Here is a 23,880-nt window from a genome sequence, read left to right as displayed (position 1 = left end):
GCCTTACACACTTATTTTTTGGTAGCCTGAGCGTAATTCTATCTGCTGATCGGCATACTCTAACCAACCAGTTACCCCATCAGGTAACTCAATGCTACCAGTCAAGTGTTCATCAGTGCGCACAAGATCTGCCACAATAAAGCCTGAGGGATGGACCATCTTGCCGCTCAACCGCTGCAACGACCCAAAACGGGGATGAATAACCACTGTGCCAAAGCCCATTTCTGCAGGACGAATACCCAGCAGGGTTGCAAACTGATGGTAAAGCGGATGCGTTCCCCAACCATGACAATCTGAACGCGTTGGTTCTGGCGCTTCTATGGTTGTATATAAGCCATTGGCCAGCAGCTCATACCACACATCCAGGAGTTTTAAAAGAACATCAGGCCTGTTGAGTAAAGCACAGGCCTCAAAAAGATAGTGTCTAAACGAAATCGTCATGCGTGTAAGATCTGGCGACGTAAAGAGCGTGTCTGCAAGGCTTGTTCGCTGGAACTCTGGCAGGGTGTTACTCAGTAACGCAAGACATTGTGTATGCTCTGAAAAACGTGTATGACTACAATCATCTGCGAACAAACCTCGCTCTGCGACCCAGAACGTTTCGATACCATTTATGGCTAACTGCTTTTGGAGTCGCCGGTTACGCTGTGCTAATTCATCTTCGCCAATCCACTCCTCCAGGGCTGCAGCATACTCCAGCGCCAGCACTACCTGCCAATGATTCATCCCTGTAATACGACTATGATCATCGTCGGGAGCATTTCCATCTTCCCATTCAGGAACGCCATCAATAAAATTCCATCCCTCCTGTACCTGGATCAGCCCCTGCAGATTTATGCGTGCCAGAAAAGTCTCGATAATCATGCGCACAACTGGCATGTACTGATACACAAACTCTGGTTCACCTCGCCATAATGCATAATCGTAGACCATACCAACCCACCATAAGGTAAAAGAAGGGATCACTTGTGAGTGCATTCCGGGAACACTGGCACGGATCAAACCATTGCTCAAACGTGCAGCGCCAAATTGAGCAATAGCTTTACGAACCAGTCGATCATCGTGGGTAATAACCATTGTTACCAGGCACATCAAACGCGTATCACTTACATACATCAATTGCTCATAATAAGGACAATCAATATAGATTTCATGCATGCACATTTGCAATGTACGCAGACTCAATCCAGTAATCGAGTTTAAATGAATATCATTCGTTGTAAAGTGCGTTTCTTGCTCGAGTGGATAACAGGTTTCTTCCAGCTGAAGCCGCGTCATCAGCAACGGTTGCTCGCCAGTAGTAATCGATAGTAGCAAGTAGCGTCCGCTACGCCACCAGAGCGTGGTAAAGTGCCGCTGCCCCCCACTATCGGGGACGAAAGTATCTTGATACCCCCTAAAATATTTATTATGGATAATGTGACGATTCCCTTTTTCTGACAGGCTACGATCATGGAAAAGCGATTCCGCCCATGCAATACGGACCACACTCCCCTCTCCGTTAGAAACGGTAACATGTGGGTAAGCACACATGTAGTCCTGCAAATCAAGAAGTATACGCCGAGTCGTTTGTGGGGGCAAAATAAGTGCTACATCGCGCTGGATGAGCTGATCCCATCCGAGTGCCTCATCTTCTCGATGCTGTTGCACCTCTACTCGCGCATCATCAGCACAGTCGTCAATATGACGAACAATACCAGCACGACGCAAAACCGTTGATTGGGGAGGAAGAGTGGCAGGCTCTTCCAGACGAGAAGCAAACCCATAACGGTTGTAACGAACACCAGCATACGCGTCTCTGTGAGCATCGACCCAGCCAGCACCGGCACCTTGTTCATATCCCCAGGGCAGCTTTCGGCCATCGAGCACCTGCCCTGGTCCAAAGGCATAGGGAGGTGGCAGATATGGATCGAGCGCAAAGCCATATCCCTCAAGCAGCTTGACCTGCCATGGGGCAATGCCCGTCCCTAACATTTGCTGATACTCAGGCTCTTGCGGCGAACAGAGAAAGCCAGGAGCAACAGTTGTTTGAGCTGCTGGACGCAGTTCACCAAGAGACCAGACAACTGCAACGAACATATGCTCGCCAGCCAGCACATCCAGATCATACGTTTCCACGTACCAGAGCTCAGGTGTTCCCCGTTCGCTTCCCCGCCCAATAACCTCGCCATCAAGATAGAAAACATACCGCTCATCGGCACTTATATGCAATCGAATACGCCCTGCAGTGTTGAGTACAACTGAACAACGATAGGCGGTGACAAATGGCGGCACAGGTGCTGCAGGGTGTGAAATCCAGGCACAGGGCCAGCGGTGCTCCGATTGGAGGTGTGGCTCATAGGGAGGATTACTAAGGATCACACGCATCGCTAGCTCTTCATTTCTCGTGATGGCCCGAAGACCTCATGCACAACATCCAGATAGGCATTCCCATAATCGGTATCAGGTAAAAGATAACTTCCTTCAGTCCACTCATTCCAGGCATTGATAGTAATAATGCGTGGCGTCTGTGCTTGCGTCTGGTCAGCATATGCTTTCGCCCATTGTAGGGCTTCACGAAATGCTTCAGGTGTATTTCCCTCAAGGACTGCGGTCCAGGGATAGCCGTACGCGATATATGGCTCTTCGGCTGGAGTACGGGGGGTAGAATCCCAACCAACAGAGACACAGGGATAATATGGGACAGAAGCAGTCCGGTACTGTTCTTCCGCTTCATGAATCGATGCCATGGCCAGTCGGTAATCGCTTTTCGGAAAACCTCCAGCATCTGGATCATAAAAATGTGGCCATGCATAAATACTTGTGCTGGCCAGCCCGAGTTGCTCAATCACCTCGCTGGGATTAGTGAGACTCATTTCGCTGGTAAGAATCGTTCGACTAAAAATATGTCCATGTAAATGCAAATCTGACCATCCAAGAGCCCGCACTTTGGTACGGAATTGTTCTATCGCGTTATGCGCGGCTTCTAATCCACCAAGCCCTTTCACAAATGTTCCCAGATCATAGATCGCAAAGTAGGGAGCATTGTTCACTTTAAGATAATTTGGGTGAGAAAAGTAATGATCGATGATATAATCAGTCATTACGTCGAACTGCTCGGCAGTCACACTCCCCCGGGCCAACAACTGCTGATCTTTCGAAGGCGGGGCGGGGAAGATAGAGCGGAAATCGTGATTGGCCCACATCAGCGCAAAATTCATCCGCTCTCGATTCGGCGCCTGCAAGAAACCACGCTCAAGGGCATCCTGTAGATAGGGACGCTGATCATACCAGTACCAATCATAGAGAAAAGTATTCACACCATGATCAGTAGCCAGATCAATCTCACGTGCCGCCCATACCGGGTCCGACTCATCAAATTGGCCCCAGGCAGAGACACGCGGTTGGCGATGCCCAGGATAGCGCGGCTGCGCCTGCCGTAGCAGATCCCACTCAGTCCAGCCTTCTCCCATCCACTCATCATTGCGGACGTCGCGATGATAGTTGGGGAAATAATAGACCCCGACAATATAATCTTGATGCATACTAGTCATACCAATCTTTCTTTCTATAGAGCGGTGGATTCATCATGCTGGAGATACTTTTACCAGGAGAATAGAAGTATCTCCAGCATGATGAAATCTCCTTCTTCCTATTATGAGCGCGAAGAATCAGAGCTTTGAACAATTACCCAATGTTAGGATGCTTCAACTTCAGCAAAAGCCATTCTATACGTACCACCATCATTCCCCGGAAGATTGGTGCCCTGCACTCGTACAAACGAGACGGTCTGCGCGGTGAAGGCAAAGTGCTGAACCGTTCCGCTCGTGGGAGTAAAGGTTCCAGTGCGTATGCATCACGTCGAAACAAACTACCCCGTTTGTCTCTCCTGGCTCACAACAAGTGTGAACCAGGGAAAAAGAGAGAAAGAGAAACGCTTCGAGGGAAAAGAAGAAAGAAAAAGGAGAGACCTGACCCAATCATTGCTCTGCATACCTGATCTCCCATTGTCCAAACATGATATCCTTCTTGTTCTATGAGAGCCTCGGGAGCTTATTCTCTAGTACAACTATACATAACTTTCCGCTCTTCCTGATGCACTCAATCAATGAAAAGCGTTGTTCATCAACGGACTTTCTCAACCAAAAAACACGCTGATTGTAACCTTGACCAGTTTTCGGAGAGTCTCCAGAGGTTGGAAACTCTCGTCTGAAACCCACAACTCGGCCTCTCTATGTCATCCTGACTCCAGTTTATGTTCCTAAGCATTGACGGCGCTGTGTCAACAGGTCCATCCAACACGGTGGTCTTAAAAGAGTGCCTTTTTTCACGTCTGTACACAGCAAGAAAATTGTGATGCGCTTATTGAGAACGGGAGGGTCTTAACTAGCGAAGATGAAAGGGGAGTTGATCGCCCCAGGGAGCCCGGTGCATGCCTTCGTAGCGATCAAAGTTGAAGCTCCCGAATTGCAGCAAAGGTGGCCTGGCGCTTTTGCTCAGACTTCTCCCGCGCATTTTTTCTGCTCGGTGGCTATCGCATGCCTGAATTGATATGGTGAAATCACATAGGGGTGCACTTCATGCTTGAGGTGAGGTGCCAATTGTTTGAAGGAACGTTGGATCAGCTCATAAGTAAGTATCCCTTTTCCGCTTTTTCACGGCTCACAAGAGAGGTGTCAGAAATGGCCGGAGGACTTCTTTCAAGAGATCTGGCTGTTCTATCCATGGTAAATGTCCCACATGAGGAAGCTCAATGTAGCTGGCGGATGGCACCAACTTCGCAAAATGCTGGGCTACTCTGGTAGGGTGCGGGTCAAGCGCACCCTGAATGACCAGCTTCGGTATTCGTAAAGTGGTAACCTGTTCAATCATGGTTGGTTGCTGAGTAAAGCGGTCGCTATCTTTCCCAAGGGCCCAGTTGACCAGGACAGTTCACCATACGCTCGCTCAATTGTATCAAACTCGACTCATTGCACAATAGAAAGCTGCGTGCGTAGGTTGGCGAGTTGACGCTGCTCCGAAGGCGTGAGCAGTGCGTCCTGATTGCGATGATATTTCTCACTGCATCACAAACGTTACTTGCAGATCCGGCATCTCCTCTGCCTTCTGATGCAACGCAATCGTACCTGACCCCTTAATGTTTGCAATACCTTTGCCCGTCGCTTCTATGAAGTACGAGGTAGTCAGTTCATACCAAAAATGGAAGGAGAGTTCGAGGATCGGGGCGCTGTGCTTGTCCAGGTCGCCTACGACGGGGTGGAGAAATGTGAGTGCATTGCTGCATTCACAATAATTCTTTCTGAAGAGACGATGTCTCTTCATTAGACGTATTAACCAGACGAATGACCTCTTATCACATACAGAAATTATTTGCCCCGCATATTGCTCGAATTTTGCCTTAAATGATCCCACCAGTGATACCATCGATGACCTGTATGAGGCATATAACGCGCTCGTTTATACATGCTTTTGACCGCATCTTCAATCTCTTGAGCTCCTGGACAGAGCATATCTGCCCAATATTTAAATATATCAATTGTGGATAGAGATGAGAGTTCTGGTAAGTGCTGCGAAAAGAGTGTTCTGGTATAGAGATTATCCGTTACGAGCAGCCATCGATTATGGAAGGCAATAGCACCAGGAATAACTTCTCCATCATCGATCACACCTCTCGATGATATATTTACCGCAGTTGTCATCATATCACGATCCATTGCGGCAATAGATAACAAATTCTTCTCGACAAAAGGTTGTATATTCACTGATTCTTTCTTCTGAGTAACATCCTCCTCAGGCCCACTGTAGATACAATATGGTTTCGTAGAGATCATTGCAGCACACATTGCAGCAACAGGAAGAGATTTTAGAATACGTTCCATTTGACCTGATGCATACAGGTTCATAAGACAGGACGGAGTGAGCATACATGCTTCCCTCCAGACGATATCATCTATCATGCTCATCCTCTTGCATTGAGACTTCCTCACTCGCATGAAACAATGCAACCGAAGCATTAGCGTCCATGCTCTCTCCTTTCATACTCTCTACAAGGGCCCTTGTATCTAATAGATCAATATCTAAGAACTGCGCCAGCATACCTTCACTCATTAAATTTTGCTCAAAAGCATCAAGCGCCAGATATTGATATCGTTTTGGCAGTTTTTGTATCTGGTCCTCTCTGAAATTTATCCCCAACTGTTTCTGCATTTCACGCACTTTAAAACCACGAGCCTGTAATTTCTCCCATATCCCAGATGATAATAATTTTAGATCTTCTAACCGCCGGGTCATGGCTTCCACCGAGACTCCATAATAATCAGCAAGCGTACATAAATCAGCTGGCGTCACCGCTTTTTTGGCTCTCCGAATATCGTTGAAACGCCGGGTGACACCGCTGGTAGGGAGAAGAAAATAGCCTGCAAATTCATCTGCCACACGTTCACTTTCAGGTTTCCGCTGATACCCATCTTCACTCGTCACAATAGGTTTGGTTCGATGAATCAGAAAATGGCCATAATCGTGAGCTAACGACCAGCGACGGCGTTCCTCAGGATGGTTACTATTGATTGCGATACACCCTCCTACTTGTTCTTCAAATAAATAAATTGCAGAGAACTTTGGAGGCAATGGATAGTAGAAAATGCGTATACCCACATCTTGTTCAAGAATATCACGTAATACAGGGATTTGTCCATCGCCTATTCCTAGACGTATTCGTTCTTCTATAGCAATGTTTTCAGCTGCTTCACGTGTCGACAGGCCACCAATGCTATATTCTTGGGGATATTTTCGAAGGAATGGTGCAGCATTTATTCTTTCTAGTTCAAAATAATTGCGGGCCAACTGAGCCAATTGTTCAATATAGGGCGCAATAATCTGATCATCTTGCTCTGTTCTTAATGTAGGGCCACGAAATTGTGGCTTTGACCAGTTGAGATTTGAGCGATCCCGCAGAAAGTCGCTTATTTGTACATCATAAGCAGATGCTAATGCTATCAACTCATGAGCTTTAATACGTCTATCACCCTTTTCAATCGAGAGCATTGTCGTACGTGCAACATCGATAATACGAGCAGCTTGTTCTTGAGTCAGCCCTTTTTTCACACGCGCTTGCTGAAGCTCTTTCCCTAACATGTTCATGTCAATTGTTTCTAAGATATCATTCATGTTCATTCCTCTTTCATCAAGCTGCTTTGTGGAGCTCTCATGTTTTAAAGATGCATATCCTCTTGTATAAGAGGGCTCACTTGATCCCATTCCTTCACATATGTCTGGTATAAATGCAACAATTGGTTCTTTACTTGCTGTTGCTTCTCAGCTCTTTCATCTTGTCTGACTATGTCATCTAACACTGGATATTTCGCAATAAGTGCTCCCCAGATGTCGCCCTCTTTTGTGTCTCGTATATCGCGCAACGTATCCACTTGAGCAAGCATTGCTCTGAGATGGACACCATCAGTTTTTTGCCTTTTTCTATCTTTCGCAGCGGTAATCCTATAGGACAGTGTATCCTCAATACCAGAAACGGCTATTGCCTGACGCCTTAACAAACAGGACGAGCAATATCCACACTGTAAAGGGATCTCTCGATGCCAATGATCACAACTCATCGTGGAGAAAACAATCTCAGGATGCTCCCGCAAGAGACGCTGACACATTTCAGCTTTCGTTGTCCCCAAAAATGGATTCTCGAATGAAAAGGGATGGCCGAGAAGTTTCTCAAGAAAGGTACCCATTCGTGCAAGTGTGAGAGGATGAACCGAACGAGAGTGATCTAAACCAACTTCACAATCACGAAATGGAAGATTGATTGCTCCAATACCATTCTCATGAATGTACAACGTATGTTGCATTTCCTGGAGGGCGCAGAGTGCTCCTAACAAGAGGAACACAAAACCACGTGTTCGATTACCCTGTTCGGTTTTCACCTCTTTTTTCCCAAGACGGATCGGGAGTTGGATTAATTTCAGTCTCCCTGGAAAGATCTCATTCATTTGCTGAAAAACTTTTTTTTGCTTCCCTCCCATCATCAGGCTACTTCCTGTACTTACTAGAGTATAATCCGTTTCCGGTTCTTGCACCAGTTGCAGATAGAGTCCCGCCAGCGCATCCAATCCTCCACTCCACAAAGCAACGCGTCTCGATGACTTTGGATAATCAGAGATCAGACGCTTATGCAACTCCGATTGACGCCCATTAGTTCGATACGTACTAAACTGAAAACTCCATAGGTCTTCCGTAAACCAGTATAAGAGATCACGCAATTCCTGCTTGAACGTACTCCTCTCTCTTAATTCAACGCTCCGTATTGGGAGATTGATAAGGAGACGTGTCGTTCTCTTTTTTCTTCTCTCGGAAAGATGATCTGCAACGTAGACAGCGACTGCTAGATCGCTTAAATCAGCAATCAAGGAGCTCACCTCATCAGCAGTTGTCCGCAGCAATAAATCTCTATCCCAGAGGGCAATGTTAAGATTCCTGGCCTCTCCAGTCCAATGATCAACACGTAGCACGTGTCCTTTTTTGAGTTCATCGTGAATACTCTGGTACTCATATGTATAATCAAAATCGCTCTTCATGCATTCATCTCCTAGATGTTTAACAGGTTGAGGTCTATTGGAACCCCTTTCTCTTTTCCTGAGTACCGCAGTCTTGGACGAAATGTCGTGAGAGTGTTATCTCGATACGCTCGTTCAGCAAACTGTTGCAATCGCTCTCGCACGTGTGGTCTCATACGAGCCAGGGTTGCATTCACGACTGAAGGTGATGCGTTATGCATGTGGTCTTTCCCAGATTCAACATAGGCCTCAAAGTCGGACCGGTAGACGCTCCAAAAGTAACTTTGTAACATTTCAATATGGATATTGGAAACGTTTCCTCCCCGACGAATCATTTCTATAGATTCTTTACACCCCTGTAACACAAGGTTCTTTGCTCTTTTATCCATACAGGTTTCTTGCGCAATAGTAGCTATATTTTCTCTCAATACGGCATAGTCAATAGAACGACTGAACAAGGATATGTCCAGATGCATAGCTTCACATAAATGGGCTATATTTGCTACAAGCTGAACAGCTTCATCTCCATACTTCTTCAGGCGCTCGACAGTTGAGCGCACAACGGCAATCACCAAATCATCGTCTTCACTTTTGTCCGCACATATTCTTTTATAGGCACCTTGATAGTTTCGTCCTACCGTTTCGCGTACCTCATCACCATCAGGCATAAGCTTCTCACCTCTGAACACATGGCTCATCATACTTTTCTACTCGCTCACGATGACGCATTACAGGTGGTGTATCATGGTGTATCTCCATAATTATAGTCACTAAAATCTGACATGTCAACAATTTTATCCATAAAAATGAAATTATTTTGTTTGAAAAATGACAATTGACAGGCGCACAAACAAGCAAACCCTGTTCTACGTTCAAATTTCTCTATGTGGAGAGAAGAGCGGTTCTCCCTTTCTGGATCGACTGCTTCCAACATCCAAGTAAGCATATTCACGTGGAAGTGGTTGATCTTTTCGGCGAACACTCCAGAGCAAGCAGAAAAAACAGGTTCCCTTCAGGATCTCTCGTCAAAGCTGTGATGCGATCTTCATCCATGCACACCACAGGCACTTTTCAAAAGTGAATGAGCCATTCGATAAATGATTCACAGAAGTAGATATTTCTAGTGATATCTTTACGAAGTAATAGCTACAAAGATATACCTATAAAGGAGCTTCTACTCAGCGTATTTCCTTGTTACAATCCAAGTATGTTAAGATGAAGAGTAAAAGAAGTAGCGCTGAAGAAAGGCTTAAGTCAGGGGAAGTTGGCGAGGGCTGCTGATATGGCGACCAATATCCTACGAGCTATTTATCGAGACCCCTATCGTGAAGTTGCGACGACAACAATCAATAAACTTGCCAAAGCCCTTGCGGTTCCTGTGAACGTGCTCATTGAAGATGTTTCCGAGGATTTTGCTGAGCAAGAGTGGACTTGCTCCAACGCTACCGAACGTTCTTTTCCTTATATGTTAATATCAAAACAAGCCCTCTCGACAAAGGTCTGGAGCAAGTGTTGAGCTTGTTTGATTGGTCCATCATCAATATCTGGCTCCAACAGCGCTCTTCACACAGAAGTTCTACAGAGCGGCCTATGACTGCCCATCTTAAAATGTCCCTTTTTACGCCTTCAAGAAGGCATTATCTACAGCCAGGAGTTGTAGGCGTTCCTTGCAGAGCATCCTCTTCTCGTCATTGATTTTGGCTTTGAGCTGGTCCTCGATCCTCACACTCATCTCTTCATTTTGCGATCAATTTCAGTTAGCAATGTCTTGCTATCTTCCTCAGACAAAGAGAAAGCCGTTGCACCTCGTTTATAATGTGGTAGGGAAATGATAGGAATTTTCAATAAACCACACATCATCGCTAAATCTTTTGATGCTTTGCCATTAATGACTAGAAATGAGTTAATATATGTTCCTCTTAAATAATTTGATGCAGTACTAAGTTGTTTAACCGCATCAAGATTAGTCACCGACCCTGTTGCAGAAGTCTTTGCTTCAATAATACTTACTTGATTTTCGTACCTAACCATAACATCGATATCGATCTGATTATTCTTCCCTTTGACACCACACATGACTTCATAACCATGATTTCGTAGTGCTTGTGCAATCGCCAATTCAAAGAGATGGCCATAATTTTTATCATCACTGCTTGGGCCCTTTGCTTCCCATCGCTCTTTTCCTTGTCCGAGTTGGAGGTCTAGTACATCACGCAGATGGAGGTGCTCTGGTAATATTTCTTGCTTCTGATAAAGAAGCTGGTGGCGTTGCCAGATATAGTGATCAACTCTACTTTGTCCACCTTCACTCTGCATATACAAAGCAGATGCATTACATTGTTCTCCAACCTGATAGGCTGCCAGTGACATGATTTTTGTCGCACCGGTCAAATTGAATATCAATGGTTGAGGTGTCAATGCAACTATTTCAGCAATCTTCTCTTTTAAAGCGGCTACTATCGTAGTGATATTATAAGGATCCGTTTCTAACCCAATGATAGTAAACCTTTGTTGTTCAAGCATTATTTTTAAGTATTCGTACTTTTCCTGCTTTTGTTGTGTGTAAACCAACAGAATGGTATCCGGACGATAGTGTAATGCTGGTAGAAAATTTGGCTGTGGCTGATCTCCTACCAGAGCGATCATCATAGTCATACGTTTTTATCTTTCTTTTTCTTACTTGCTTTATTTTATACGACTGGACACTCATATTCCGAAAGTGCCTGAGGTGCTGAGCCATTTCCGCCAACGTGCCAGGAATACGTCCTAGCGTTGCGAGGCTCTGCAAACGTTCCGATAATGTATTTCCTTTGGCTTTTTCAGCTTCACAAATAGCCTCGAGGGCTAAACCCACCATCATCGCACACGAACGAGGAGACACTTTCTCCACTCTTTGTGCTTCATCATACATCTACTGAACTCTGGGAGGAATATGCCGCCAGTGGATTGACTGCTCAACAGGGTAGAGCACCTCTGGAGACTCACTCCTTCCTGGGGGAATAGATCCTGTTGATCCTTTTACCTTCTGTATATCGCGTTCTAGCGTAGGTTGTGCACACGTTGAGCATAACAAAACACGCCAGGTTGTCCAGATAGTGATTTCTTTTTCTTGAATGAACATGCCATTTGGTTGCGATCCAGAAGCTGCAATCGTAAAAGCAGTCTTGTTTCCACAATGACCGCAGCATTGTACGACCATCTTTATGGGCATATTGTTCTTCCTTTTCTACCGTAATTGAAGCCCTTTCAATTCTCCTATTACGATAGGTCTGGCATGCTTCACCTATTTGTTCTACTCCCCTGAAGCCACAAAAAAAATGAACCTGATAGCGTTGCTACTGCTATTGCCAGGCACATATCGCAAATCCTCCCTACTGCTTCGCAAAGAGAAGAAGATTTTGCCAATCTGATGTTCTCAGATATCAAATACACGTTCATCAATGGTTGGTTGCTATTTCTTGAGAACCGAGGCATCCTCATAGATGCAGACACATGTAAAAAGCCCTTCTCGAGCAGGTATAAAGAGAAAAAATTGGCAAAGCGCAGAGATATATTCTCTCCATCAATCAAAACGACACTGCGAGTCTTATCTTCCTGATGTATAAAAAACGCTCCTGCATCACTCTCAAAGAGTCTGTTCACTCTTCTCTCAAGAGACCAGGATTTCCTGGAGCACCCTCCCTTCTTCATTGAGGAAGAGAGACCACAGTGGAAAAACGATCAGTGATCGGGTTAAAAGAAGAACGTTGATATAGTACTTGGTAAGTATTTTACCATATTTTTGTGGCAACGATAATTATGAACACATTAAAATTATTTTGTAACAACCGAAGCTATTTCATATCATACCAAATGGGATGACTATAGACTTGTAAAGAGACCAGTATACGAGAGTCGATCGCTTTGTAGATGCCAGATAACAAGGCGAATTGTTGAATAAGATGATCTAAGGTAGCATCCTGAACTGGGTATTTAGGAATGTGGACATCATCGGGCCACAGATGATGCATTGAATGCACCTGGTGTCATACGTCGTATCCGAGAACAAGTTGACACGTATCCTCCGCCCACTGACATGCTCTAAAATACATTCGTATAGAAGTGAGAAAAACATGAACATCTCCTTCTATTGACACACCACCAGATACAGCGTACATTTTAAGAAAACGGGGAAGAATATGCGCGCACAATCACCAGATACCAGTATTGCTGCTGAACACTATCTCATTGAGCGGATTCGCCAGGCTCCGGTATCCACACACTGGAATTTTAGGCATTTATTACTAATAAATTATTTAACCAAACAGCAAGATGGTATCACATAAAACGAAGTTGTACTCTATCTCCCTTTCAGCTGAAGCGTAAGCACGTAGATTTTCTGATAAGAGTATTAAATATATCTACAGAAATCAGTAAATTGTCATATAGAACAAACGTGATACTTGCGCTCTATTTTGACATATGTTATCATTCATGCCTTAAGAGTTATTCAAGTTTTGTGCTATATTCTTTGTTTCTAAAGATGGAAAATTCAGGAAGGAGCCAACACTTCTCTTCTAAAGACAAAGAGAAGTTTACAATACTATCTATGAGTAATAACATTGAAGTCATTGAACATCATTTAGCCCCCGTAAATTATGAGAAAATTCTTAGCGCTATCTCCCAAGCAATTAAACAGCTTTCCTCAGAACAGGGTTCACCAGAACGATTAATTCATGTGAAAACAGATCTGATTGCTTTCGACATCGATGCTCTTGCCGATAAAGTCGCAGTTCAATTCGCAAAAAGTAACGAATATCCATTTGAAATAAAAGAGGGTATGAGCTATGCAACTGTTCATGCACTCTCACTCGCTGAAAAAAGCGCCTTTCATGTACAATTGAAAGATAAAATTCAGCCACAACTTCATCAACAAATTCTCGCACATATTAAGGCTGGTACTGGCCAAACTTCACTTGAACATTTTGCCAACCAGCTTCTCACCCCTATGGAGGATTTTGCCAACAACCAAACAACTGGTCTGAATTACCCTTTATCTAAGGAGCAGTCTTTAGAGAAAAAACGTCTGCACGCCCATGCGCACAAACCAGAGTCAACTCCCTGGCTCAAAGCCCATAAGCTGACACTTACTGTAGGTAATATTGGTAGTTTCCATCAGCAGATTATAGACAACATTTGTAACTATCTTTCACAACAGGAAAACTGCCAGGATGATGATATTGAAGAGGTTCGCGAAGCATTGGGAGAAGAGATTGCACAGCCTACATCTAATTTTAGTCAGTTGCGAACTGTTTTGATCAAAGAGTCTGTCGCTCGCATCTACCGCGACGCGAAAGTCCGATATCTTCGCTATCTCTTCAACGGAATAAAAGAATGGAAAAAAGATATTATCAATAAAACAGCAAGAAATGATAACGAAGAAAGGCAATATCAGGGACTGCATTTACTTAATAACCTTATAAAACGGCTCCAGGGGCTGGATGCCTACATTCGCCAGGAAGAGAAAGACTATGGCTACTACGACGTTTCTTTTGGTGGGCAAACCTACAACTATCGCGATATTTTCTCACGTGCAGATGCATTTGACCAACTTCCGATCATCACCGAAATTGATGGTTTTTTGGGAGAAAGTACTGACCTGAACCATCAAACTAAAACTTTCACAACTGGCATTAAGCTCAAGCTGAATGGTGCTGTCAATGTACATGGAGGGAGCGGCAAATCTGTCTTTGAGTACAATACCTCTCTCCTTGATCCAGAGAGTACAGATTACACAGCCCGTCTGGCTGGAGCTCGCTCACCGAAACGCTTTTATGAGAAAGTAGTAAAAGTGGCATTGCTTTACTGTTTCGTTTTTAAGGAGATGAGAAACAATACATTCCGAGCTGGAGCCTATTTTGAACAACAACTACTCCCAATCCTGCGCGATGGGAAAGATATTGAGAAGATACAAGTACTCCAGCAATTGAAAAATGAAATTACCACGCCCGAAGTAAGCGGCAATATCGAGATCTTAAAATCGCTTTTGACTGCCTTCTTAACACAGTCAAGCATTGGACCGAAACGCTTTGAAGATCCTCTTGTTCTCAGTCTTGATAAAAGTATCTTGATAAAAGATGTGAATAAAATGGTCATGAATAATATTTTTTTCCAGGATACGTTTGATGGCTATAACGGCAAGAAAGCGCTTAAATATGTTTCAGTTAAAGAAGATAGCACCAGTACAGAAGCGCTCTGCAAACTACCACTCCGTTTGACCTTTGAACCTATCTATTACTATCCTACAGCTGATGCTGCCGAAACATTTACTATTACTCATGAAACGAAAAATATTCAAGTTCTTCCCGTCTTCTTTGTGCCTATGGGAGGCAAATTAGCTCAGAAATATAAGGATGTGTACAGGGATGTCAAACGCGTTTTTCTCTATTATCGACATCGGCCCCATGTCCATTCAGACCCCGCTCAAGCGTTCGTCTATCGTTTTACCTACACACTACTGGCCTACTTGTTTCTTGATATACTCGCTGGAAGTGTATCAAAGATTCAGGCGCGCGAAATTTTCTGCCCTCTCCTGACTATTCATTCTGAGGAACAACTACCAGATGAAGGCAATGAGCAATACACAGACGAAACGTTCATCCATTCCCTCATGAAAGTTTTGAGCCATATGCTATCTGTGGATTATACTAGCGGATCTCAAGGTTTTTACCTTGATACAGCACGAGGCGAACATGCGTTTAAACTGAAAAATGCTCTCCACTCGCTCTATTCTGCGCTTCCTATCATTTTTCGCCGTACACAACAGATCTCGCATTATAACCCGGCAAGTATGTTACAAAAATTAGCCATTATCATTGTTTCTAGCCGCAAATGCGATGAAAATATACATTCACCTCAGTATTACGAGGGCACCATTCTTGGCAAAGTCATTGGCATTGAACGTCAACCAGATGGCTCAATGCGTTTACAAACACTCTCGACTTTTTCAGCTAATCAGAATAATGAAGATATGTTTCAAAGACCACATGTGTTGTTGGAACAAGTCAAACAATGCCACGCTCTTGGCTACAAACACTTCTTATATGTTGCCCGTGCCCCTTATACGAGCACTCTCCATATTTCTGATACAGGTAAAGAAGATCTCTTTTTCATGAATAAAGATGTCGTTCAGTCAATGCGTTCTATTGACAATGACATTAAGGTTTATCCCATCTTCTATGATAAATATTATGTTATTAATCGCAAAAACGCTTTACAATCTCCAGGCAAACCAAATCTCAAAGCTGATTCGCTCTACATAGATGACATTGGGGAATTAACATCTGTCGCTAAAGACCCAAGCAAGCAATCTCTTATCTTTTTCAATTTATTTAGCGGCATCAAGGTTAACCCAACAGCTATTTACAATGGTGTGATTTCCTATGCCACTTTGATTAACATGTACGATGATCCAAGCTACGATCAGTATATCTGGGCTGATCTGCTAAGCGAACCACTTCCCAATTCTTTAAAGGTTGATATTCTGGATTTTCTTACCCTTCTCCATTTTGCCCGCTATGAAAAATCCAGTCAGCTTGGCTTCAAGCTCGATCCATATATGGATATTATCGGAGACTCATCGGTTAGTAAAGATGCAATCTTCCCTGCTATGAAAGGGAATGTACATTTCAATTCACTCGCTTTTTTAACATTGGTGCGTGCAGTTCTTCATACAAAATAATTGTCAAAGGGTCAATATATGCGTGAGAACAAAAATGAAAAAAATGATGAGAAAGCACCAATTCATAGCCAATTTGCTGAGAATTTAGGCAGGATATTCGAAGTTGGCTTCAATACGGGCTTCCTTACGGCCATTGGCCAACACAAAGAAATTACACATTACTTCGGTGATGTATATAAGCAGGATCTTCACCAACTCCGCTTCCCTGCTCTCGTAGAAAACATGTATAAACGCACTGGTGTATTTGGCGAATTGGATAAAGACTCTCTTCGTCTGTGGATGCTCTATATTATACAAAAAGGTTTTCTGGCTGGTTTGAACCTCTTTGGAGAATATCTTCACTCCTTTAGTAAGGATCGGCCTAAATTAAAAAGGCATATTGTCTATCTACAATGCAACTTTCATGATGAAAACAGCCTGAACACGTTCGTCAAAAATGAGGAGGTTGCGGCTCAAGATCTCATGCATCAGCTGATCGCGCAAGGCTTACCAACGCTTACAACAAGCGAAGAGAGGCGTGAACATAGCCGAAAGGGCAATTTTCTGAAAGCTGATACACTGCTGCTCCTTCGGTATGGCAGAAAACATTGGCGTATCCTCTGCCTTGATCTTTCAATCTTCTCTCTGGCTAGTTTGGATGAGACGCGTAACCTTAGAAATGTCGATAATATTAAGCGTATGCTGGAAGCTGAACTCCGCTATCTGCGCTCTAAAAGCGTCTTTACAAATCTGAGTATTGATGCTGATACATCAACAACTTCTCCAGAAAATATTCTGTCGGAACAGCTCAAAAATTACTTTACAGCCTTCAAACGCGAAGATAAAGAAACCTCCAAACTTATTCAAGCTGCCAGCTATGCGTACGATTTCTATGGCTTTCTGCTCAAAAAGGGCATACTTCAAATTGATGATGAAGTTCTCTTCAATATCATTGGTTATACGGATCGCGCCATTAATGCCATGTCAGTGAACCAGAGCCAGGTTGATCTGCTTGCCAAGTGTGCGGAAATTTATAAGCAAAATATCAGTAGTACAACCATTAAGGAAGCTCGTCATAAAGTCCTTGCTGATGTCCAGAAAGCAGCATCAAGGAGCTTTGAAAAAGGACGCGACTTCACTTCGAATCTGCTCCATCTGGTCGACAAAGGCGATGGTATACGCTGGCTAGAACATCAAGAAACCCTTGATCAATTTATCAATACTCGCGCACCTTTGAGTGCTCAATCTCTCAATCCACTAGCGAAAACGGTTCTCCAGCCAGAAGACTATGAAGGGCAATCGATCCTTGATTCCCACGCTGCACTGGTTACAAAAACTCTTCAGTCGTCACATCCTTATGTGTTCTTAACAGGTAACCCGGGTATTGGCAAAACAACTGCTATTGTGAATTTTTTGAAAAAAGCAGAGCAAAATGGAGAGGGCTTTCTATTTCTCTACATTAGCCCACGCAAACAGGTCAATCTTGATATTATAGAGAAATTTCGCGAGAATACAGGCCAACCCCCTTGCGAGCATTTATTTGGATTGACGACAAATTCCGTAATCATTCGCAACAATGCAGCACAAAAAGCGGTTCATTACTATTCACAACAACGTATGGATACGTTTGTGGAACAGAATATTTCCTTTATCCACGCTGATAGCGAAGATGCTAAACGACAAAAAACAAAAAAACAGCATCTTGAAGAAATACAAGAAGGGCTATTAATCGACAAAGGCAATAGTGTAAGTGGTGTTCTTGATAGCCTCTGTAGCGCAATTCATGTAACTTTAGAGAAACCCTTAAGCCATGCTATCGTTGCTACGGTAGCTATACAATCGCTCAAACGTTTAGGCACAGAAAAGGGCAGTACACTTCATCACTTTGATAAGATCTTCAAAGGCTTGCGCGGTCCGCAAGGCGAGGTTATCCCTCAAAAGATCCAGCAGCTAGGCAATAAAATAAGACACTTTTTTATCATGATTGATGAGGTTACGGGAGATGAGAGCGGCGTCGAGTTCTTACATGGATTACATTCCTTTCTAGAGCAATATGAGCTATTCACATCACCATATATTGATACTAAGGTTATTGTTGCAGATGCTTCTATTGTCGATCCAAAAATTATCCAACAACATCTTAGAGATACAACTTACGAACCCGATAAAGTCTACTTCCGCCGTATAAATCCAGCACAAAAACAACAAATGGCACCACTCAGTCTTGACTATACCGATTTCAAAACGCGAAGCGCTGCCGTCATCAATGCCAATGCCTATCCCGCGAACAAACTTCATATCACGTATCGCATCGGCGTCGATACCTTGATCTATGATGAGACGACCTTTATTGATCGCAGTAAGGAACTTCAAAAAAGAACGCAAAGTCGGATCTGCGCCGATATCATCAGCGCATTAGATAGTACAGACACCCCCCAACTTCTAGTTTATATCCAGAATAAAAAACGCCTGGCAGACTTAATCCAAATGGTCAAAAAAGAACGCGCTGCTTTTGAATTATACATTCACTATCTAGAAATTAATGCTAATCTTTCAGAAAATGGTCGAGATGCGATTGCCAAATATCGAACAAAAGTGAAAGTCGTCTTTATGACGGCATCAGCAAGCCGTGGGCTTTCTTTTCCGAATGCTACTCATATCCTTATTGAAATACCACATTTTGAGATTGAGCAGAACTTGATGGAAATTTTGCAGGTTATCTACCGAGGCAGAGGAGGAGAACTGGATCAGGCAGAGAAATACCTTACGTTCTATCTGACTGATCGTGTCGTCTACACAAAAGACATGGATCGAGAGGTCTCAGTCCGCGAAAGTATGCTCAATATCCTGAATATTTTGCTCATTCTGAAGCTTTCAATGATGACACGCATCTCTGGGAGTATGAAGTTGGGGATAAACCAGCATTTTATTATGATACCAATTGGTGGGAAGTCAGTCAATGCAGCAGGAGAGACTTTCACGTCACGTATGAATCGTCTTATTAAAGAAGCACAAAACCTCTACTATAGCAATCCTGACATCCGCGACCTTCTGCATATACACGAAAGTATTTCTCTTCTTCTTGAACACGCACGTATTAGTTTGCGCCCAGCTGATCTTACAAAAAGGAGCGATCAGAAAAAAGAGCACTATATTCCTCGCATTCCCACGTTTACCCTGGATTTCCAGAACAGAATACGTCAAGGTTTTGATCGACTTCTCGATTATGCAGTGATGGAACCCGGCCATATAGCAGGAAATATGTTGATTATTCCTATCGCTAATATGTCAATACAAGAAGCTTACTGGATGCAGGTAGAACAAGTACTCAAACGCGATCAAAGACGCAAATTTGACCTGCTTAAAGCTATGCGTGAGCTCATTACTCATCCGATCAGCCCTCCCAGTTTTCAGCTCGCACTACGCGATGGTATTACGCTTCTTCAAGCATTAGCAACGGTGACCGATCATAAAGATCCTCATTATGAGCAAGAAAGCAACCATACAGATCAGCACTTTGCACTTCCACTCGTTACGTTTCTCGCTTATGATACGATGAAAGAGTATTTCTCTCACAAAAAAGATTATGAGGACGACAACGAAGGCCAATCGTTTCGGACCTTACTGGAACGCTATCTTCGAGCACTCTATCCAATTGATAGCGTTCTCCCTATTGGTAAAGGCTATGAAGAGTTCCCATTTGTTGTTTTCCGCAGCCTCACCCTTAATGAAGCTCGCAGCAAGATGTTTACAGGAAGGTATCTCTTTATGTCTCAAGAGCTTAATATCATTAACATGTTATTAATGAGCTCAAAAGATGAGTAGTCCACAAAGCATTTTACGCTCTCTAATACTCCCAGGTCTCATGTCCCAGCGGTGACCGGTTGAGTTCTTCACGGTAGTGGTGCCATAACGGCAAAAAACGATCCATGTATGCCTGGAAGCGTTCGTTATGGTGCCGCTCCAGCAAGTGGACTAGTTCGTGGACGATGATGTACTCCAGGCAATGCATAGGTTTCTTGGCGAGCTCCAGGTTGAGCCAGATACGCCCCGCTTTGCTATTACAGGTCCCCCACTTCGTCTTCATCTGCTTGACACCCCATTCGGCGACCTGCACATCAATAATCTTTTCCCATTTCTCCAACAAAGCGGGGATCTCGGCTTTCAGTTGCTGACGATACCAACCCAACAGCACACGCTCGCGATCGGAGGTGTTGCTGTCAGGTCGCACGATGAGGTCGATATATTTGTGGTTGCGCAAAACGACTTGTGGAGTGCCTGGTCGATAGATGACATTGAGCAGATAGCGGTGCCCCTGAAAATAATGGCTCTCGCCTGAGACATATTCACGCTCGGTCTGACGCTCCTGGTCAATGAACTTGGTTTTCTGTCGCTTGATCCAGCTGAGCTTCGAGATGGTGAAGAGCCGGACGGCCTCGTCGTTGACGCGCAACGGGGCTGCCACTCGGATCCGGCCCTCCGGTGGATACACGCCCAGGTGCAGGTTCTTGATATCTTTCCTCACCACATCCACAACATAGCCATTCACAGTAATCTGATGCATACTTAAAACTCTGCGTGCCCCTTCATGATCTTGAGAATCTGGTTGCATAACTCTTCATCGGTAATATATTTGTGCAGAAGAGCAAACATTTTTCGCTCTTTCATCTGGTTCCCTCGCCAACCATGATGAGCACTGACTCGGATCTCCTCGCTGATGCCGTTGGTCAGGCTCTCACTATCAAGCGATTGCTCCTGATGCTCTGTGCCGTACCGCTGTATTGTATCATACACCGCTTGCTTGCCACGTGTGTTGATAGAATGAGGATAGGAGCCGCTGCTGCCCTGATTTCCTAACTCACTCAACAGGGCCTGCATGCGCAGAATGTACTCTTTATACTCGATGGCCTCTTCCTGCCGGAGTTTGATCAATGCATCAAGCCGTTCGGACATCTTGTCATAGTAGACCGGGTTCAGAGGCCGCTCGTTGATGGTGACACGCCGTGTATTGTTTTCGATGGCTTCAGCCATGGCTTCCGGATCTTTGAGATCCTCTGGCAAGCTATCAACAATCGCTGGCCCGCGCTCGACGAGCAGTTGGAGCAGACCCGCATTCTCAAAGGTGGTGATGACCTCGCTGTCTTCGGCCCGAATGTAGGTGTCGATCAGGTGGCGCATGGCTGGCTCGTACATTTTGAGGTCGATGGCGTCTCCACTGCTGAGCCGAATCTCCTGGCGGATCTTTTCGTAGTGGTCAACCTCTTGTTTGAGGGTCTCGATCTCTTGCGCTGAATAGCCAGCAGTGGGAAGGTCATTGGCCAGGTTGGCATAGGCTCGCACAAGGGCTGTAGTGAGCTTATAGAGCTCTAAACGTCTGGGCTCGCTCTCTGCTGTCAGTTCGTTGTTGGCGTCGCGAGCACAGAAGTAGCGTCGATATTCGGCGCTGCCCTTTGGTGGCTGCACAGGCTCGCAGAGCGCTTTGACGGCCTCCCGTGCATCCTCCAGCCGCTCACGTCCCTTTGTGATGCGGTCGCTGAGCAGTCCATCGACGTCGCTCTGCTCATAACCGGCAAAGGCTTCTGAGGTGTAGGTCTTGACGGAGCTTTCCAGGCTCTTGAAGAGATCTTTGTAGTCAATGATATAGCCGTAGTCTTTATCTTCATCGTCCAGACGGTTGACGCGACAGATGGCTTGAAAGAGTCCATGGTCCTGCATCTTTTTGTCGATATACAGGTAGGTGGCGGAGGGAGCATCAAAGCCGGTAAGCAGTTTGTCGACGACGATGAGCAGCTTCATCTGGCCCGGCTCTTTGATGAATTGCTCTTTTACATCGTCCTCGAACTTCTCGATCGATTTGCCACCCAGCATTTTCATGTAGATGTCGTACTGCTGCAAGCGTTCGGTCTCGCCCTCGCCGCTCTCTTCGTCCTGGATGTGTTTGACACCGGGCTTATAGGAGGTGATGATGGCACATTTCTTGAAGCCTTTGCTGGTAAAAATTTCGTAGTAGCGACAGGCCTGGTAGATGCTGCCTGCGACCAGGATGGCGTTGCCATGGTCGTTCATGAGACGCGGCTTCTCTTCCATGTCGAGCAAGATGTCGGCGACGATCTTTTCCAACCGATCCTGCGAGCTGAGGACCTTTTGCATGGTGGCCCAGCGTTGCTTGAGATACGCGCGGGCGATGTCGTTGAGTCCTCTAGTCTTGGCCTCAAACCATTGATCAACCTTTGCGGGCGAACTGAGGCTCTGCTCGATGTCGCGGGCCTCGTAGCGCAGGTCGAGAACGACGCCGTCGCGCACAGCTTCGTCATACTTGTAGGTGTGGATAAAGGTGCCAAAGGTGGCGATGCTGCTGTCTTTGTCGTTTTTGAGCAGCGGGGTGCCGGTGAAGCCGATAAACATGGCTCCGGGCAGGATGGCTTTCATGGCCTCGTGCAGCTTGCCCGATTGAGTGCGATGACATTCATCGACAAAGATGTAGATGTTGCCCTTGCCCTTAAAGCCAGATGGCAGGCTGTTTGTGACGTCTTTAATAAAGGCTTCGACGGCAGCTTTGTCGTTTTCGTCGCTCTGACGGTCGGTCTTTCTGCCGAACTTGTGGATCAGCGAGCAGATCAGCGCTGGGGTTGTCTTATTTAGTTGCGTAATCAGATCCGGACCGCTTGTTGTGCGATAGATCTGTTCGTTGACACCCAGGAAGACGCCTTCGATCTGTTCATCCAGTTCCTCGCGATCGGTGATGATCAGGATACGGGAGTCATGTATGTTTTCACGCAGCCATTTGGCGAGCCAGACCATAGTCAGACTCTTTCCGCTCCCCTGGGTGTGCCAGATGATCCCACCCTCGCGCTTGCGTACGCGCTCCTGGGCTGCTCGTACACCAAAATATTGGTTGGGTCGACACAGCTTTTTGATGCCACCATCAAAAATGGTAAAGTCGTGAATGATCTCCAACAGGCGTTCTTTGGCACAGAGCTGCAGCAGACCACGATCCAGCTGGTCTTCGACCGGACTGGCTTCTTTCCAGGTCAGATAATATTTTTCGCTGGTGCCAGTAGTGCCATAGCGTAGCCCCTGGCTCTCGTTGCCAGCCATGACCAGCTGAACAGTCGAAAAAAACGAGCCGATAAACTCCCGCTTCTGGTTGAGCAGGTTCTGTCGGATGCCCTTGCTGACAAAGGTGACTGATTTCTTGAGCTCCAGTACACCCAGGGCGATGCCGTTGACATACAGGACGATGTCGGGCCGCTTCTCGTTGCCGTCGGTAATTGTGACCTCTTCGGCGATAGAAAAATCATTATTGAGCGGATGCTCCCAATCGATCAGCCAGACGGTCTCAGTGTTCTCGCTGACATCGGCCTTTTCATGGACTCCATAGCGCAACAGCCCATAAAAGTCTTTGTTGATATCGTAGAGACTGCAAATCTGATCCTTGAGCAGCTTCTCCAGCGTGACCACTGTCTTATTGATGAGGATCTCACTATAGCCCTGCCGCCGCAGATAGACCCGCAGCAGGCCCTCCTCTAGATTGCTATTGGCCACGCGATTGATCCAGTTGCCCAGATAGGTGTAACCCAGCTGCTTGAAAAGCTCGATAACATGATCCTGCGTGGCCCGTTCAGGCCGGCCAACGGTGCTCAT

12 protein-coding genes and 2 pseudogenes are annotated in these 23,880 nt (G+C 45.1%); 3 read left to right on the top strand and 11 right to left on the bottom strand.

The window, feature by feature from the left end:
* Positions 1-3 precede the first annotated feature (3 nt).
* The 6 genes from EL628_RS24465 to EL628_RS24440 form a co-directional block, all read right to left on the bottom strand.
* Positions 4-2,367, bottom strand: a complete 2,364-nt coding sequence (locus EL628_RS24465; protein ID WP_126582626.1) for an alpha-L-rhamnosidase-related protein — start codon at positions 2,365-2,367, stop codon at positions 4-6.
* A gap of 2 nt (positions 2,368-2,369) precedes the next feature.
* Positions 2,370-3,533, bottom strand: a complete 1,164-nt coding sequence (locus EL628_RS24460; RefSeq protein ID WP_126582625.1) for a glycoside hydrolase family 99-like domain-containing protein — start codon at positions 3,531-3,533, stop codon at positions 2,370-2,372.
* Positions 3,534-5,345: 1,812 nt separating this feature from the next.
* Positions 5,346-5,741 (bottom strand): hypothetical protein, encoded by a 396-nt coding sequence (locus EL628_RS24455; RefSeq protein WP_126582624.1) that lies wholly within the window; start codon positions 5,739-5,741, stop codon positions 5,346-5,348.
* Between the two features lie 184 nt (positions 5,742-5,925).
* Positions 5,926-7,146 carry a helix-turn-helix domain-containing protein gene (locus EL628_RS24450; RefSeq protein ID WP_218028986.1) on the bottom strand — a complete coding sequence of 407 codons (1,221 nt, stop codon included), beginning with the start codon at positions 7,144-7,146 and terminating at the stop codon, positions 5,926-5,928.
* Positions 7,147-7,190: 44 nt separating this feature from the next.
* Entirely contained in the window at positions 7,191-8,558 is a 1,368-nt protein-coding gene (locus EL628_RS24445; RefSeq protein WP_126582622.1) for a 7-cyano-7-deazaguanine synthase, read from the bottom strand.
* 11 nt (positions 8,559-8,569) lie between these two features.
* A complete protein-coding gene (locus EL628_RS24440) occupies positions 8,570-9,205 on the bottom strand; it encodes a hypothetical protein (RefSeq protein WP_126582621.1) in 636 nt (211 codons plus the stop codon).
* 566 nt (positions 9,206-9,771) lie between these two features.
* On the opposite strand from EL628_RS24440, the pseudogene EL628_RS24435 reads away from it, so the two are divergent.
* Positions 9,772-10,053, top strand: a pseudogene (locus EL628_RS24435) (helix-turn-helix domain-containing protein); the annotation flags it as partial.
* A 212-nt stretch (positions 10,054-10,265) separates the two neighbouring features.
* Here the strand turns inward: EL628_RS24435 and EL628_RS24430 are convergent.
* The 3 genes and pseudogenes from EL628_RS24430 to EL628_RS24420 form a co-directional block, all read right to left on the bottom strand.
* Positions 10,266-11,192, bottom strand: a complete 927-nt coding sequence (locus EL628_RS24430; RefSeq protein WP_126582619.1) for a Card1-like endonuclease domain-containing protein — start codon at positions 11,190-11,192, stop codon at positions 10,266-10,268.
* A gap of 58 nt (positions 11,193-11,250) precedes the next feature.
* Positions 11,251-11,448 (bottom strand): annotated as a pseudogene (locus EL628_RS31130) (DUF4145 domain-containing protein); the annotation flags it as partial.
* The gene (locus EL628_RS24420; protein ID WP_126582617.1) at positions 11,449-11,748 is read right to left on the bottom strand and encodes a hypothetical protein; all 300 of its coding nucleotides are present in this window, start codon (positions 11,746-11,748) and stop codon (positions 11,449-11,451) included. It abuts the pseudogene before it with no gap.
* Positions 11,749-13,125: 1,377 nt separating this feature from the next.
* Here EL628_RS24420 and EL628_RS24415 point away from each other — a divergent pair.
* Both EL628_RS24415 and EL628_RS24410 read left to right on the top strand, forming a co-directional pair.
* Complete coding sequence (locus EL628_RS24415; protein ID WP_126582616.1) at positions 13,126-16,257, top strand: hypothetical protein; 3,132 nt, start codon at positions 13,126-13,128, stop codon at positions 16,255-16,257.
* Positions 16,258-16,275: 18 nt separating this feature from the next.
* A complete protein-coding gene (locus EL628_RS24410; RefSeq protein ID WP_126582615.1) occupies positions 16,276-20,061 on the top strand; it encodes a helicase-related protein in 3,786 nt (1,261 codons plus the stop codon).
* A 22-nt stretch (positions 20,062-20,083) separates the two neighbouring features.
* Here EL628_RS24410 and EL628_RS24405 read toward each other — a convergent pair whose 3' ends face one another.
* Together EL628_RS24405 and EL628_RS24400 are read right to left on the bottom strand one after the other, a co-directional pair.
* Positions 20,084-20,800 carry a M48 family metallopeptidase gene (locus EL628_RS24405; RefSeq protein ID WP_126583604.1) on the bottom strand — a complete coding sequence of 239 codons (717 nt, stop codon included), beginning with the start codon at positions 20,798-20,800 and terminating at the stop codon, positions 20,084-20,086.
* 2 nt (positions 20,801-20,802) lie between these two features.
* On the bottom strand, positions 20,803-23,880 hold the full coding sequence (locus EL628_RS24400) for a type I restriction endonuclease subunit R (RefSeq protein WP_126582614.1): 3,078 nt from the start codon (positions 23,878-23,880) through the stop codon (positions 20,803-20,805).

Source organism: Tengunoibacter tsumagoiensis, assembly GCF_003967535.1.
GTDB classification, from domain to species: Bacteria; Chloroflexota; Ktedonobacteria; order Ktedonobacterales; family Ktedonobacteraceae; genus Tengunoibacter; species Tengunoibacter tsumagoiensis.
This window is presented reverse-complemented; position numbering and strand designations above follow the sequence as displayed.